This is a genomic window from Chitinophaga sp., from assembly GCF_019236475.1.
Classification (GTDB): domain Bacteria; phylum Bacteroidota; class Bacteroidia; order Chitinophagales; family Chitinophagaceae; genus Chitinophaga.
The window spans coordinates 147,746-162,578 of record NZ_JAFAIX010000014.1 but is presented as its reverse complement, the minus strand read 5'-3'; the positions used below and the strand labels follow the sequence as shown (position 1 = coordinate 162,578).

Genomic DNA, 14,833 nt, shown 5'->3' with positions numbered 1-14,833 from the left:
CCAATTTAATTTGAATCAATATGCGCAATAACCTTTTTACTATCTGGCAGCATTTGTTGTTAATCCTAATAGTACCTGTGGCAAGTGTGCAAGCGCAAACACCGGTATCTACTGTTCGGCAAACGGCTACTCCCATTTATATGCCGGGCGCTTATAGCAACACTTCTATTAACTATGTCCGTACCTGGGAGCCCTCCACAGCCACTTCGGATACTGCATTTGTGGCTGCCGCAGCACGTACTGTCGATCAGGTCAGACAAACTACCCAATATTTTGATGGTTTGGGCAGACAGCTGCAAACAGTCGCTAAATCAATAAGTCCGGCAGGAAAGGACCTGGTTACGCCGCTGATATATGATGCTTTCGGGAGGGAGCAGTTTAAATACCTGCCTTACGTGGCGCAAGGAACAGCTGATGGTAAGTTTAAAGCAGACCCGTTTAATGACCAAAACAGTTTTTACCAGATACAGACACCTGGAGAGAAAGTGCATTATAGCCGGATAGACTATGATGCTTCTCCTTTGAATCGGGTGCTGAAAACCTATGCTCCTGGTGCCAGTTGGGCAAAGAATGATCCTGCTGGTATGGAAAGGGGAGGTAACCGGCCGATAGAAGTGCAGTATCTGTTGAACAATGTCGCAGATTCTGTGAGATTTTGGGATTTTACTGCCGGGCAGGTAATTCCCACCAATGCTTCCGGGCGTGTCTATGATGCTGGCCAGCTTTACAAGCATGTTACCATCGACGAGATTGGAAACCAGGTAGTAGAATATAAAGACAAAGAAAACCGGGTAGTACTTAAAAAAGTGCAGTTGTCTCCTACGCCCGGCACCGCGCATATGGGGTGGCTCTGTACTTACTATGCCTATGATGAATTAGGAAATCTTCGTTTCGTAATTCCTCCCCGAGCAGTGGAGGCAGCTCTTTCCAACAATTGGGTTATTAATACCGACATAGCCGGAGAGTTGTGTTTTATGTACCGCTACGATGGCCGTAACCGGATGATTGTAAAAAAGGTGCCTGGCGCCGATTCCACGGAAATGGTGTATGACGTACGGGACAGGCTGGCATTTACCCGGGATGGGAATATGAAGGGAAGAACGTGGCTGGCCACATTTTACGATGAACTTAACCGGCCGGTAATGACGGCATTATATAAAAATGCTACTGCTACCAGGGAATCATTGCAGACTTCGATGAATGGTATCACCGGGACCAGCAGCCAAAATATTACCTACAATTTTCCCGCGCCGGCCGACCTGTTGCTGGATAACTATGACGGAAAACCGTTGTATCAGGCAACTGGCAGTATTACACTGTTGGATGGATTTGATTCCGCTACAGGTACAGAAACTACGATAGAGATTAATTCATCGGCAACCACTGGTAACAGTACCATTGCAGCTACTAATACACTAACTAATATTCCTGTCGATTCACTCACGCCACTGACTTATACTTATTACGATGGGTATACTTTCAATGGAGTGCAGTCGTATGCTAGTACTGATATCACAAAACCACAGGCAGATGGTAGTCCTAATGCAGAGGCTTTGCCAGCCACTGGCAGCAATATGGTAAAAGGACTGGTAACCGGCACCAAAGTAAGGGTGTTGGGTACCAACCAATGGTTAACGACCACGAACTACTACAACGATATGGGCCGCCTGATCCAGGCGCTGACAGATAATGTAAATGGGGGGCTGGATGTTGTTACCAGTTTGTATGATTTTAACGGGAAAGTGCTCAGCACTTACCTGCGACATAAAAATCTCCGCTCCAACCTTTCTCCCCAAACCACGATGCTAACAATGCTGCATTATGATGCCGCAGGAAGGCTCATCAGTGTTAAAAAGCGGCTCAATGATGCCGATGCATCCCAGGATAAGACGATTGCTGTTAATGCCTACGACGAGTTGGGGCAACTGAAAACAAAGCGTTTAGGCATTACACCAACCAGTCAGTTGGAAACGCTAACCTATGACTACAATATCCGGGGGTGGCTCACCGGAATCAATCAAGTATACGCAAGTACGCCTAATAGCTCCACCAACTGGTTTGGACAAACACTGGCCTATGACTCAGGATTTACTGCCCTTCAGTATAACGGCAACATTGCAGGCAGTACATGGAAGAGTAAGAGTGATGGCGTTTCCCGTGCATACGGCTATAACTATGATAAGGTGAACCGGTTGCTTGCCGCCAATTTTACCCAGCAAAACAGCGGCAGTTCCGACTGGACTCAGACCCAGCAGGATTTTTCAGTAAGCAATTTGAGTTACGATGCTAACGGTAACATTCAAACGATGAACCAAATGGGAATGGTGGGCACTGCCGCCAGACCTATTGACAAGCTTATCTACTCCTATGGTAAAAGTGGAAATGCTTATTCCAACAAGCTTGGTGCAGTATCCGATACCTGCAATACTGTAGGTGCCAAACTGGGAGACTTTATTAATGGAGTCAATACGGGAGATGACTATGACTATGATGCTAATGGGAATCTCATATATGACCTGAATAAAAATATTGCTGCTATTACCTACAATCACCTGAATCTTCCCGACAGTATTGGGATTACCGGAAAAGGTGGCATAAAATACCAGTATGATGCTGGTGGCAATAAACTGAGAAAGGTCGTAACGGACAACACCGGTAGCTCGGCTAAAATAACCACCACAGACTACATAGCTGGGATGGTATATCAGAATGACACTTTACAATTTGCAGGTCATGAAGAAGGACGTATCCGTGTTACATTCCGAACCGGACAACCAGCCAACTGGAGTTATGATTATTTTGTAAAAGATCATCTGGGAAATGTGAGGATGGTACTTACCGAACAAACAGATCAGCATATCTATGCTGCTTCCATGGAAACAACTAATGCAGCAAAGGAAGTAGCTTTATTCAGTAATATCGATAATACCCGTACACCTAAACCTGTTGGTTATCCTTCAGATCCGACTACCTCACCTAATGATAATGTAGCCAGATTAAATGCAATCAACGGGCAGAAAATTGGCCCATCGCTGGTTTTGCGTGTAATGGCAGGCGATACTTTGCAATTAGGCAGCAAGGCTTTTTATAAGAGTACGGCGGCAAATAGCCCTGCCACCAATACTCCCGGTATGCTGGCGGCCCTGCTCCAGGTCTTCGGAGGAGATGGCGTTTCAGATGGTATGCATGGTGCTACGGGGCCAGGTTCCCCAATGGCAGTAACATTTAATAACAGTGCGTATGATCAGTTGAAACAAAAAGATCCTGGCCAGAACCTGTCTGATAAGCCACGGGCCTATCTTAATTATGTATTGTTCGACGACCAGTTCAAAATGGTAAACGAAAACAGCGGTGTAAAGCAGGTACAGGGAATACCCGATGAGCTACAAACGTTGGCTACTGACCGAATGGTGATAGGAAAAACAGGTTTTATTTATATTTACACCAGTAATGAGAGTGGACAGGACGTGTTCTTTGACAATCTGGTGGTGTCTCATAGTAGTGGTCCTCTGCTGGAGGAAACACATTATTACCCGTTTGGGATGACGATGGCAGGGATATCTTCTAATGCTTTGGTGGGGACCTGCTATCCGGAGAATAAGATGAAGTATAATGGAAAAGAGTTGGAGAGTAAAGAGTTTGGAGATGGCTCAGGGATAGAGTGGTATGATTATGGCGCGAGGGCGTATGACGTACAGGTAGGGAGATGGCATTCCATAGATCCTCTCACAGATAGTATGCGTAGATTCTCTCCTTATAACTATGCGTTAGACAATCCAATTCGGTTTATTGATCCAGATGGAATGTCTCCAATGGACGGTGGACATCCTTGGGCATACCTTGCATATGGATTTAAACAGTATTTTCAGGCAGGAGGAAGATTACTCGATTATGTGACAGATGTATTTAAGGTCGACGCGACTGCATATACAACAGATGAAGAGAAAGTCTCTGTCAAAGCCGGGCCTTACGAAGGTAGTGCTACAGTCACCATAGCTGAATCAAGAGTATCTTTAAAGATTGGCTCATTTGAAAATCTCTTTGTAACTGGAGAATCTCCATTTAGTATACGTGTGACTAATTCGTCAGTTAGTAAGTTAGAGGTTAAACATGCAGTTAGTGGTGTTTTGGGAAATGTTCCAGTGGAACTTTCTCAAAAAACAACTATGACTGCGAATGGTTCCCAATCTACAGAATCATTTGGACCTAAACTTAGTACAAGTGTGAGTGCTTTAAAAGCAGACGGAAGTGCCCAGTTGTTCCATAACGCGAATATTTCAAACTCGAATGTCGTACAACATTCAGTGGGAGTAAAATTGTCAGTAGATGGTACATTTGTTACAAAGAAAAACGTAATTGCAAATTATGGTTTAATCCAAGTTACCCGCCAACATCAGAAAAAGGTTGGTGGATCATTCTCTATGTCCTTAAATTTGTAACATTCAATGAAAAATTTACTTTCTTATTTACCTTTGTTATTTATTACTTGTTTGATGAGCTACAGTATTTATGTAGTATTAACAACTAATATTATTTTCTCTTACGAGCATTATATTGGACTCACCGTTATATTAATTGCCTTGATTTCAATGCCCTTCAGTCGCCTAATTAATAGAATTTCTACTTTAAGTGTTTTGGTTCTGGGCTCATTTAGCCAAGCGGCATTTACGCCAATAATTTCAAGAACAAGATTGGGGTTAGCCATTGGACATTTTTCTATAGAAATAGTTATTCAGCGATACTGTATAATATTATTAATATTGTTTATAATACTTAATTGGGGATGGATCAAAGGTTGGAAACAAAGAGCAGCATAATTGAATTTGCCTGGCTTTTTAACGGAGAAAATGGCAATTCGTAATAGTTGTGCTTACGGAATAATACTTGCCTAAATTTGAATTAGAACAGATAAACTAACAGGAGTAGTACCTAAGTGCCTATTGCAATTGGGGCACATGACTGGGTTGTTTAGGTAAAGCGGGCCTTTTTCCCTAGCTCTGATATGCATCTGGCAAAGATTTAAAAAAGAGATCGCAAGAGGGTTTTCCCTCATGCGATCTCTTTTTTAAATCACTAAATCCTGTACCAGTTATTTATGACTCGGCATTTGCGTAAAAATCGCGGAAGGCATTCAGGCAAACCGCTCCAGCTCCACCACCACTCTCCTCACCAGCAATCCCATTACATTGTAAAAACGTCCTTCGATACAGATTAATAATTTAATTCTCAATTTTTTATCAAAAAATAGTTAAGAACTGATTTTGGGTCATGCTCCGTTAGATAAAATCTTCATAATCAACATGAATTGGTTCGATAATCTTCCACTAAAGGGCACTAAAGTGGAAAGGTCGGAGATTTCTCCGACCTTTTCCTTTTTAAGTACTTCCAAATCCTTAGAAATATTAAAACATTGCATATTCCCAGTTTCGAGGTACTAAAAAGTTGGTACCCAATTCATAAACAGAGAAATTTTTTCTGATAAAACATCCATCTAATTTTGGATAGCTGTACTTTTGATAAAACAATGGAATAACCCCAAAAACTTTTATTGGTATAGCAGTTTATTACGCCAAATGCCTGAAGAATGAAGTATAAACAAGTACAACCTGTTACGAAGTTGCAGCCATACATACGGTATTTTGGCTTGCTGGAAAGTGACGGTTCCTGCAATCAAACAAAAACCTTTAAGATAATTGCAGATGCTAACCCCGGACTTATATTCCAGGAAACCACTAACAGTTTTACAGATATTAATAACGAAAAGTTACCACAACTTTATCTGCATGGCCTAACAAGATCTAACTCGCAAAAAACAGTCACCGGTGAATATTGTAACCTTGTGGTATGTTTTCAGCCCAATGCTATAAAATCAATTTTCGGAATTGATGCTGATGAATTAACAGATAGTTATGTTCATTTAAATGATATTGTTAAAAATGACTTAGCATCACAATTACTGGTGGAGAAACGTTTAAACAAAAGAATTACTATTATCTCCGATTTCATCTCCCGGTTGATTGTAAAAAATAAGCATTGTGAAAATCTACAAGCTTCATATGCAGTAACAAATTTGAATATTAACAACGACGATGGCTTGCATAGAATTCAGTCGGAACTGAACATTACAGAACGTTCTCTACAAAGGATGTTTAAGGCGAATATAGGTGTACCTCCCAAGTTATATTTTAGCATTTGCCGTTTTCAGGCAGCACTGGATTCTGTTCGTAGTAAGAAATTCACCTCTTTTACTGAAATAGCCCATCAGCATTCTTATGCGGATCAGGCACATTTTATTCGTGATTTTAAAATGTTTACCGGCACTACACCGAAACTGTTTTCGCAACAGGCAAACGAACAGGTATTAAATTTTCCTGAATGGCTGTCTTAAAAATGTCGGGTTTGTTCAATTTCTATTTTTTCCGTTAAGATAATTTTGTGTCATAATTCAAAATTTTTCAAAATGGAAAACAATAAAATTACCGTTTTCGGTGCATCTGGCAATATTGGTTCATTGCTGATTCAGTTGTTATCTAAAGCTCAAATTGAAACAATCGCAGTAACCAGAGACCGCAAAACCGCTACTGGTCTTCCTTTTATACACTGGGTACAGGCAGATATCTCCCAGAAGGAAAGTTTGTATGCTACAATGGAAAACAGTAAGGCTGTTTTTTTATTATCTGGAAACAGCCCTACTGCTGTGGAAGATCAAATAAATGTGATTGACGTAGCAAAGGAAATGGCAATTAAACATATCGTGAAGCTTTCCTCAGGAGCAGCTGACCCCAGTTCCATACTTTATATTCCACGTATTCACGGGCAGGTAGAGCATTATTTGATAACATCAGGTATTCATTATACGATGCTGCGTCCCAATGGAATTATGCAGAATTGGTTAGGTGAAATAGCCAATACTGTACGTAAGGAACGGAAGTTTTATGAAGCTACCGGTGATGGAAAGAGAGCACATGTGGATAGGAGAGATATTGCGGATGTAGCTTTTGCATGTCTGACCGCACCTGAAACTCACTTTGACAAAATATATCTACTTACCAGTGATAAGGCAGTAAGTTATTTTGATGTTGCGACAGCCATCAGCAATGCGATCAATGAAAAGGTAACTTACTGTCCTATTTCAATCGCACAGGCAAAACAGCATATGGAAGAAAAGAACATGCCGGCGGCATTAATCGAAACTTTTCTGGCTTATGACAGTGCTCAGCGTAATGGAGAAACTGAAATTGTTACAAATTGTGTAAATACAATACTTGGCTATCCGGCACGGACCCTAGAGGATTTTGCAGCGGAATATGCAACATACTTTAAATAACAGTATTCTTCCATTAATTTCGGACAGCGCTGGTTTGAGATTGACCCTGTATTTTATGTTATCAGATTATTATCGGTTCTTAAAGTAATAACATTGGTACATGTCCCAAAGAAACAAACGGTCATTGCCTAAAACATAAGTAGAGAAGCCAGTCCTAACTACTATTTCTACATTCATAAGTAGAAATAGTAGTTAGGACTGGCTTCTTTATTAAATTATTGTAATACAACTACTACTCACTGTTCCATTATCAAGAATTTCTTGTCCTAAGATTAACCTTCTTTACCAAAGTAGCAAAGAAGCCCTTAGCATTTTTTTCCTTTATAAAGGTAACTTTGTCTCTTTCCTTCACTGGTTCGGACAAATCATTGATATGGAAGAATACATTTTCCCTGGACATATCATCAGATATAAATCCAAATCCTTTTGACTGGTTAAAGAATGTAACCATCCCTGTTCTCGTTGTATCTTCAGGAGGCCGTGGCGCAGCGCCAATCCGGATATCTTTGGAATCTATTTCAGCCTTCTTCCCATCTTTAGGAGGAACAGCACTCAGGTTTCCATTTTCATCTACGTATGCCAGCATGTCCTCCAGACTCTTGCCTTTATTATTGTTCAATTTCCGCTCTTTCGTCCGCTGAGCCTTATCTTCTTTCGCTTTTGCTTTCTTGCTCCTATTTTCTTTCTTGGAAAAAGATTCGCTCATTATTATCTGGTTTTCGTTAAATCGCAAGATTGCGCAATAATTCTATTCTCTGATCATTCAATTTCATAATGGCAGATCCACCATTGCTTTCATATTTCATGCTGACCCAAATAACGAATTGAATTAATAAATATTCGGCACACTATAAGAATCCTTATAGTATACACTATCAATATAAAGTCATAGGGTAAAGAAAAAGATAACTAATGGTTTAATACCTGGGCCTGGAGAAGCGATCGCGTTCTGTTCTTGGACGTGCTTCATTTACTACGATTGTCTGCCTATCAACGACAGTATCGTTTAAATTTCTGATGGCACGCTCACCATGAGCATCATCCGGCATCTCTACAAAAGCAAAACCTTTGGAGCGACCAGTATAATTGTCAAGAATCACTTTAACACTACGAACAATACCAAACGGAATAAATAAGTCTGATAATTGTTGCTCAGTTGTTTGGCTACTTAAATTGCCAACATAAATGTTCATAAGATTTAGCTTTTTGAATGATGAAATATGGGCAGCTGGAAAAGCGAAGACTGAGGAAGAAAAGAGGTTATCCAGACTAAATCAGCAGAAGCAGAGGCAGAAGCCTGATGTAATTTGGCTAAAGGTAGGGTTTAAAGTTGGATAATGCAGGATTATTCTTGATTTAAAGGTCAAGGTTGTTTTATAAGTGAAAATATATGTTTATATGTTCCACCGGCATAAAGAATGTTGGCGAAGATTAAGCTTTCCATACAGTCATATAAAATGAGGGTTTATAAAAAATGTCATGAATTGTAATATAGTCATGGATGTTCAAATGCGGATAACTCATTTAGTATGCCGAAATGTCAAAACAGGCAAGCATTTCAGAGAAATATTTACCCTATGTTATACTGCAATCTCCTCAGTTTATTATATTTGGAGATATTAATATCTAATAATCCCCAAGAAACGTATGACAGATCAGTTAACGACAGACGTAAAAGCATTTCATCAGCAGGTAAAGCTCGCTGGAATGCTGATTGCCATTGGTGTTGTATTTGGCGATATTGGTACTTCTCCTTTATACACCTATAATGCCCTGTTCCATCCGGGTGAAAAGGTAACTGCCCTAAAAGCATTGGGAGTATTAAGTTGTGTGATCTGGACGCTTACGCTGCAAACCACCTTTAAATATATTTTCATCACCCTGCAGGCTGATAATAAAGGTGAAGGCGGCATCTTTTCACTCTACGCCCTCATTAGAAGGTACTTTGGTAAATGGGCCATTGTACTGGCGGTGATCGGTGGCTCCTTCCTCATTGCTGATGGTATTATTACACCACCCATTTCAGTGGCATCAGCCATTGAAGGGCTCCAGAAATTCGACCCAGGACTGAACACCGTACCCATAGTAATAGGGATTCTCATTGTTTTATTCATTATCCAGCAATTTGGCACACAGCAGATCGGTAAGTTATTTGGGCCGGTAATGGTGATATGGTTTACGTTTATCGGTGTGATAGGAATGATGGCGTTAAGCAAGGATATTACCGTATTGAAAGCGCTCAACCCTTATTACGCTATTAACTTGCTGGTAAACTATCCCCGTGGGTTCTGGTTGCTGGGTGGTATTTTCCTTTGTACTACAGGTGCGGAAGCACTGTACAGCGATATGGGGCATGTAGGAAGAAATAATATCCGCGCTTGTTGGGTCTATATTAAAATAATGCTGATATTGAACTATGCCGGACAAACAGCCTGGTTGCTGCAAACAGGTGTGGCGAATGAAATAAGCCCTTTCTATAATATTGTACCGGAAAGTATTTATATTCCTTCGGTGGTGTTGGCATCGCTGGCGACTATTATTGCCAGTCAGGCCTTGATTAGTGGCTGCTTTACCTTGGGGAATGAAGCAATACGCTTGGGGCTATGGCCACGTAACCGGGTAATATTCCCCAGCCATATTAAGGGACAGCTATATATCCCATTTTTTAACTGGGCATTAATGGTAGCCTGTATCTTCAGCGTGTTGCATTTTAAAGAATCACGTAACATGGAGGCTGCTTTTGGATTGTCTGTTACGCTTACAATGCTCACCACTACTGTGCTGATCACATTGTATATGCGTAGCCGACGCCGGCCCTGGTGGGAGATATCCCTCATCGCTGCCTTGTTCCTTACAGTAGAAATATCCTTCCTGATCGCTAACCTGGAAAAATTACAGCAGGGTGGTTGGATCATGTTGATAGTCGGTGCTATACTCACCACTATCATGCTAGTATGGCATAAAGGCAAGCAACTGCAGGGAAAGCTCATTGCTGTAACTGCGCTTACGCCACCTGTAATAAAGCAGCTCTCTGATCTGGGCAACAACCAGGCTATCCGTACCTATGCTACTAACCTGATCTATCTTACTGGAGTAAACCGTCCAGGGTTTGTGGAGCAGCATTCACTTGATTCCGTATTCCGTACACCGGCAAAGAAAGCAGATGTATATTGGTTCGTGCATGTAGAGGTCACGGATGAACCCTATACGATGAATTACGAGGTGCGTACATTGGCAAAGAATGACGTGTATTATATTACGCTGTATATAGGGTTCCGTATAGAACCACGTGTAGACCTGTTTTTCCGAAATATTGCTACTGAATTGCTTCGTTCCGGTGAACTCAGTTATGAGGTGTCGGAAGAAAAGAAGTATGATCCAAATGATATGGGCGATTACCGTTTCATAGTAGCGCATTCTTTCCTGTCATACGATAATGAGCTTTCCTTCTGGCAAAACCTGATTATCAAATCCTATTACAATCTGAAGATTATTGGCGTAAAAGCAGCAGTTAACTACGGCCTGGATGAAAGCAATGTGATATACGAGAAATACCCATTAGTATACAGTAAAGGCGGACGTTCCCAACTGCAAAGATTGTATGCGAAATAAAAGAATACGTATTTAAATAATTGTTTCAAAATCAATAATAACTGGTTTGATAATTTTCCACCAGGGGGCAATAGTGAAAGGTTGTAGATCAACAGATTTACAACCTTTTTTGTATTGTAGAAATCTTTAGTTTAATTATTGTTTAAATAACAAACTGATAATAAGTCTTTCACGCTCTTCTATCAACTCCTTGAAATCTTTCCCAGATACCCGGAACAACTTCTTGTAAAGTGGCGCCATGATCAATGGATAGGACAAAAGGGAAAATAAGTTCATGAGAAAATGAATAGGATTCATTTTTTCAATGGTTCCTTTCTCCATTTCGACGGCAGCTTCTTTTAGATAGGACTTTACGGGATCAGATTGAATGTTAGTGATTAGGTTCTTGCCCAAAGTGTTCATCTCAGTCACCAAAAAGGTTTCTTGATAGGGGAAAGCAATCATATGCTTTAGGAAAACTGAAATAATTTTTTCTGTCTTGGCTTTAAAGGATTCGTCTGATATCATGCATTCGTTGAGGCGTTGGCTCAAATCCTGCATCGCATCTTGAAATATGGCAGCAATTAACAGATCTCTTGATCGGAAATAATAGTGTAGTGCAGTTCTGTTAACGCCTGCGGCATCTGCTATTTCCTGGGTCGTAGCATGGAGCTTTCCTTCCGCGAAAAGCAGTCGTTTGGCAGTATCTTTTATATGTTGCTCTGTGCCTGTATTTTTTAGTGGCATATTTTTTAAGTTAATCTTATGCTATAGTCAATTCCAATTTCGTTGATAAAATATTCATCATGCGAAATTACTAATAGGGTACCTCCGAAATTTTTTACTGCCAATGTCAGCACTTTCAGACTCTGAATATCAAGGTTATTTGTCGGTTCATCCAGGATCAGTAAATCCGGCGCCTGATTGCTTACCAACAAACAGCTCAATGATAATTTCATTCTCTCTCCACCACTTAATCCAGCACATTTATTATCAAAATTTGCTGGGTCAAACTGAGCATGAACTAATAATTCTTTTAATTCCTGTTCCTCTAACCCACGTTTATTGTAGGCTTCTATTTGTTCATAAACACTTCGTTTCGGATCTATCAACGAGTAGTTCTGATCAAGATAGAAATAAGAGAATGGGGAACTGTTATAGCAGCCTTCAATTGGTTTTAGCTCCCGTGTAATGATTTTTAGTAATGTGGTCTTCCCGCTTCCATTCTCGCCTTCGATCTGTACTCGCTCACCGGATTTAACCTGAAAGCTAAGATTATTCCATAAGAATCGATCACTATATTTAAAGTTGACATCTACAAAATCGATCAGCAACTTTCCATGGATTTGTTCCGGGGTCTTGATATCGAGTTTAAGCATTTCATATGCTTGTATTTGGGCTTTGGTCTCTTCCATATTGTGGAGTAGCGTAGCTATCTTCTCTTCATGTGCATGTATCATTCTCGCTGTACTGCGTTCTGCTTTGTTTTTTAAACCACCCGCAATAATACGTGGAATGGAATTGCTCAACCCTGCCGATCTACCTTTGGATTCCTGTTGGGCTCTGTGGTCAGCCATATCTGTGGCTTTTTTCTCGGAGGCTTTCAATGCTTTGGTTTGCTCATTCAACCGAGCACGCAATGCATTTACTTGCTCCATTTTTTTCTGCTGATAAAACTCGAAATTTCCACCGAATACTTCAATTCCCTTTTCATTCAATTCGAGTGTTTTGTTCATGAGATTCAATAATGTTCGGTCATGACTCACTATCAGCATGGTGGATTTGCTTTGAAGGATCAAGGAATACAGTTTCTTCCTGGTTTTGATGTCCAGATGATTGGATGGCTCGTCGAATAAAATAAGATTGGGGCTATTTAAATCCATAGCGGAAAGAAAAACTTTTGTCTTCTGACCGCCGCTGAGGGTACCTAATAACTGATTTTCATTTATTTTTCCAAGTCCCCATTTTTCAAGCACTTTTCTAACTTTATTTTCGATATCCCAATCATCATTCAATTGTGCAAAGTGCTGTGCATCCGTATCCCCTCCTAAAATGGCATGCAGCGCATCTAGCTTCTTATCGGCTCCAAGCGCCTTGGCAACCGTCCAGGTATCAAATTCGCCCAAGTGTTGTGGTACATACCAAGGGATCTCTGAATGGGTGATTTCTCCTGATGATAAGGCTAGTTTGCCTGAAACGATGCGCAATAATGTTGACTTACCGGCGCCATTTATGCCTACCAATGCTGCTTTTTCTCCATCAATTAGAATAAAGTTCAAGTCATGGAATAGCTCCACATTATCTGGGTGAACATAATTCAATGATTTTATAATTAGGCCCACGGGATTATCTGATTTTAATTATGAATACTTCCTTTCGGAGGCAAATATGCATTAAATATTCTTTTTTGTTAGACAAAAATGTTAAGATAGGATATTTTCTTGGTGGTTGGTAATTTACAATAGAAAAAGCCTATAAGCTTAGCTTACAGGCTTTTTCTATTCGGGGAGTATCAAATATCTAACTGGTCAGTACATTCTAATAGCCAGGGTTCTGGACCAGTGAGGAGTTTACATCTATTTCCCGCTGTGGGATGGGGAAAACCAACATATTGTCATTGTATTTGAGATTGCCGACATTTAGTTGCAGCCGTTTTACGATCCAGAAGTTGTCGCCTTCAAAAGCGAGTTCCAGTCTTCTTTCCTGTACGACATCATCCGGAGTTACCGCAGCGAGGGGCGTAGCTTTAGAACGGTTTCTTACCAAGTTTACGTCGTTGAGCGGATCATCACCAACAGCAGTACCTGCACGCAAATTGGCTTCTGCACGGGTCAGGTACATTTCAGCCAAGCGTACTACAGGGATGGTACCATATAAGTCTCTCCATTTGCTAGTGGTGATACTGGAGCTATCGCTGGAGTAATTATAGAATTTTCCACGTTGATCTCCTGCGTCATATTGTGCAATCTGGTTAGGGCTGATGGTAACATCATTTCGTTGATCTAGGGCATAAAAGGTAACCAGCCCATTATTGGAAGTACCGGCGTTGCTTTGGCTGGTTTGAACAATCGCAAATATATCTTCTGCGGAAAGAGCGGTGTTATTGAATTCTGCATCGAAGGAGGCCACCAGGGCGTAATTACCTGATTGAATTACCTTGTCGGCCGCTTTTGCCGCTTCCACATAATTATGTTGTGCCATGTAAACCCTTGATAGGAAAGCATATGCGGAATATTTTGTACCCCTGCTTTTATTTTTCTTCTCCGAATAGCTATCTGGTAAATTAGTAGCAGCTTCCTGTAAATCAGCAATGATCTGGGTATAGATGGCCGCAACAGTTGCCCTTGGTTGCTTGCTGGCGGGCAGGTTGGCAGGGCTTATTATGGCGGTGGTTACCAGCGGCACTGCCAAGTTTTGGTCTACATTACCAGCGGAATAGGGCAAGCCATAAAAACCCGCCAATTCATAATAAGTGATCGCCCGGAGGAATTTAGCTTCAGCAGCAAGGGTTGCCTTATTGGCATCACTTACTTTATCCAGGTTGGCCAATACAATATTTGCCGTATTGATGGTGACATACCCTCTGCCCCATACATCGCTCGGAATACTTCCACTCTTCTGCATCTGCCGATTATTTACCTGCGTATAATTGAGGAAAGTACCCTGGTAGGTAATAAAGCCGGCATCTGCCAGCAGGTCAGAGAGGAATATATACCGTTCTCCAAATGCACTTGGGTCCTGGAGGGAGTTATAGCCACTCAATAGTATGGCTTTGACATCATCTTCCGTCTGGATCTGTTCTGGCGAAATCTGTTGCCCTGGCTTCACATCCAGCTTTTTATTGCATGCACATGTAAAAGCCAGCATGGCAGGTAACAGGATATAACTGATATATTTAGTTATTGGTTTCATTGC

At 41.0% G+C, this 14,833-nt stretch carries 10 protein-coding genes; 5 read left to right on the top strand and 5 right to left on the bottom strand.

The genetic code is table 11. From position 1 onward, the window contains the following. The first annotated feature begins 20 nt into the window (after positions 1 to 20). The 4 genes from JO154_RS25890 to JO154_RS25875 all read left to right on the top strand — a co-directional run bounded on the left by JO154_RS25890 (position 21) and on the right by JO154_RS25875 (position 7,327). The gene (locus tag JO154_RS25890; protein WP_291951980.1) at positions 21 to 4,439 is read left to right on the top strand and encodes a DUF6443 domain-containing protein; all 4,419 of its coding nucleotides are present in this window, start codon (positions 21 to 23) and stop codon (positions 4,437 to 4,439) included. Positions 4,440 to 4,445: 6 nt separating this feature from the next. Next, positions 4,446 to 4,817 carry a hypothetical protein gene (locus JO154_RS25885; protein ID WP_291951978.1) on the top strand — a complete coding sequence of 124 codons (372 nt, stop codon included), beginning with the start codon at positions 4,446 to 4,448 and terminating at the stop codon, positions 4,815 to 4,817. 767 nt (positions 4,818 to 5,584) lie between these two features. Then, complete coding sequence (locus JO154_RS25880; protein ID WP_291951976.1) at positions 5,585 to 6,388, top strand: helix-turn-helix domain-containing protein; 804 nt, start codon at positions 5,585 to 5,587, stop codon at positions 6,386 to 6,388. 72 nt (positions 6,389 to 6,460) lie between these two features. Beyond that, positions 6,461 to 7,327 carry an NmrA family NAD(P)-binding protein gene (locus JO154_RS25875; protein WP_291951974.1) on the top strand — a complete coding sequence of 289 codons (867 nt, stop codon included), beginning with the start codon at positions 6,461 to 6,463 and terminating at the stop codon, positions 7,325 to 7,327. Positions 7,328 to 7,577: 250 nt separating this feature from the next. Here the strand turns inward: JO154_RS25875 and JO154_RS25870 are convergent, their stop codons facing one another. Both JO154_RS25870 and JO154_RS25865 read right to left on the bottom strand, forming a co-directional pair. Continuing rightward, positions 7,578 to 8,033: a cold-shock protein gene (locus tag JO154_RS25870; protein WP_291951971.1), complete on the bottom strand. Its 456-nt coding sequence runs from the start codon at positions 8,031 to 8,033 to the stop codon at positions 7,578 to 7,580. 211 nt (positions 8,034 to 8,244) lie between these two features. Then, complete coding sequence (locus tag JO154_RS25865) at positions 8,245 to 8,520, bottom strand: RNA-binding protein (protein WP_291951970.1); 276 nt, start codon at positions 8,518 to 8,520, stop codon at positions 8,245 to 8,247. 454 nt (positions 8,521 to 8,974) lie between these two features. On the opposite strand from JO154_RS25865, the gene JO154_RS25860 reads away from it, so the two are divergent. Further along, entirely contained in the window at positions 8,975 to 10,939 is a 1,965-nt protein-coding gene (locus JO154_RS25860) for a KUP/HAK/KT family potassium transporter (protein WP_291951967.1), read from the top strand. Between the two features lie 135 nt (positions 10,940 to 11,074). Here JO154_RS25860 and JO154_RS25855 read toward each other — a convergent pair whose 3' ends face one another. The 3 genes from JO154_RS25855 to JO154_RS25845 all read right to left on the bottom strand — a co-directional run bounded on the left by JO154_RS25855 (position 11,075) and on the right by JO154_RS25845 (position 14,830). Further along, entirely contained in the window at positions 11,075 to 11,665 is a 591-nt protein-coding gene (locus JO154_RS25855) for a TetR/AcrR family transcriptional regulator (protein ID WP_291951965.1), read from the bottom strand. 5 nt (positions 11,666 to 11,670) lie between these two features. Then, positions 11,671 to 13,239 carry an ATP-binding cassette domain-containing protein gene (locus JO154_RS25850; RefSeq protein WP_291951963.1) on the bottom strand — a complete coding sequence of 523 codons (1,569 nt, stop codon included), beginning with the start codon at positions 13,237 to 13,239 and terminating at the stop codon, positions 11,671 to 11,673. A 217-nt stretch (positions 13,240 to 13,456) separates the two neighbouring features. Further along, the gene (locus tag JO154_RS25845; protein WP_291951961.1) at positions 13,457 to 14,830 is read right to left on the bottom strand and encodes a RagB/SusD family nutrient uptake outer membrane protein; all 1,374 of its coding nucleotides are present in this window, start codon (positions 14,828 to 14,830) and stop codon (positions 13,457 to 13,459) included. Positions 14,831 to 14,833: the final 3 nt, after the last annotated feature.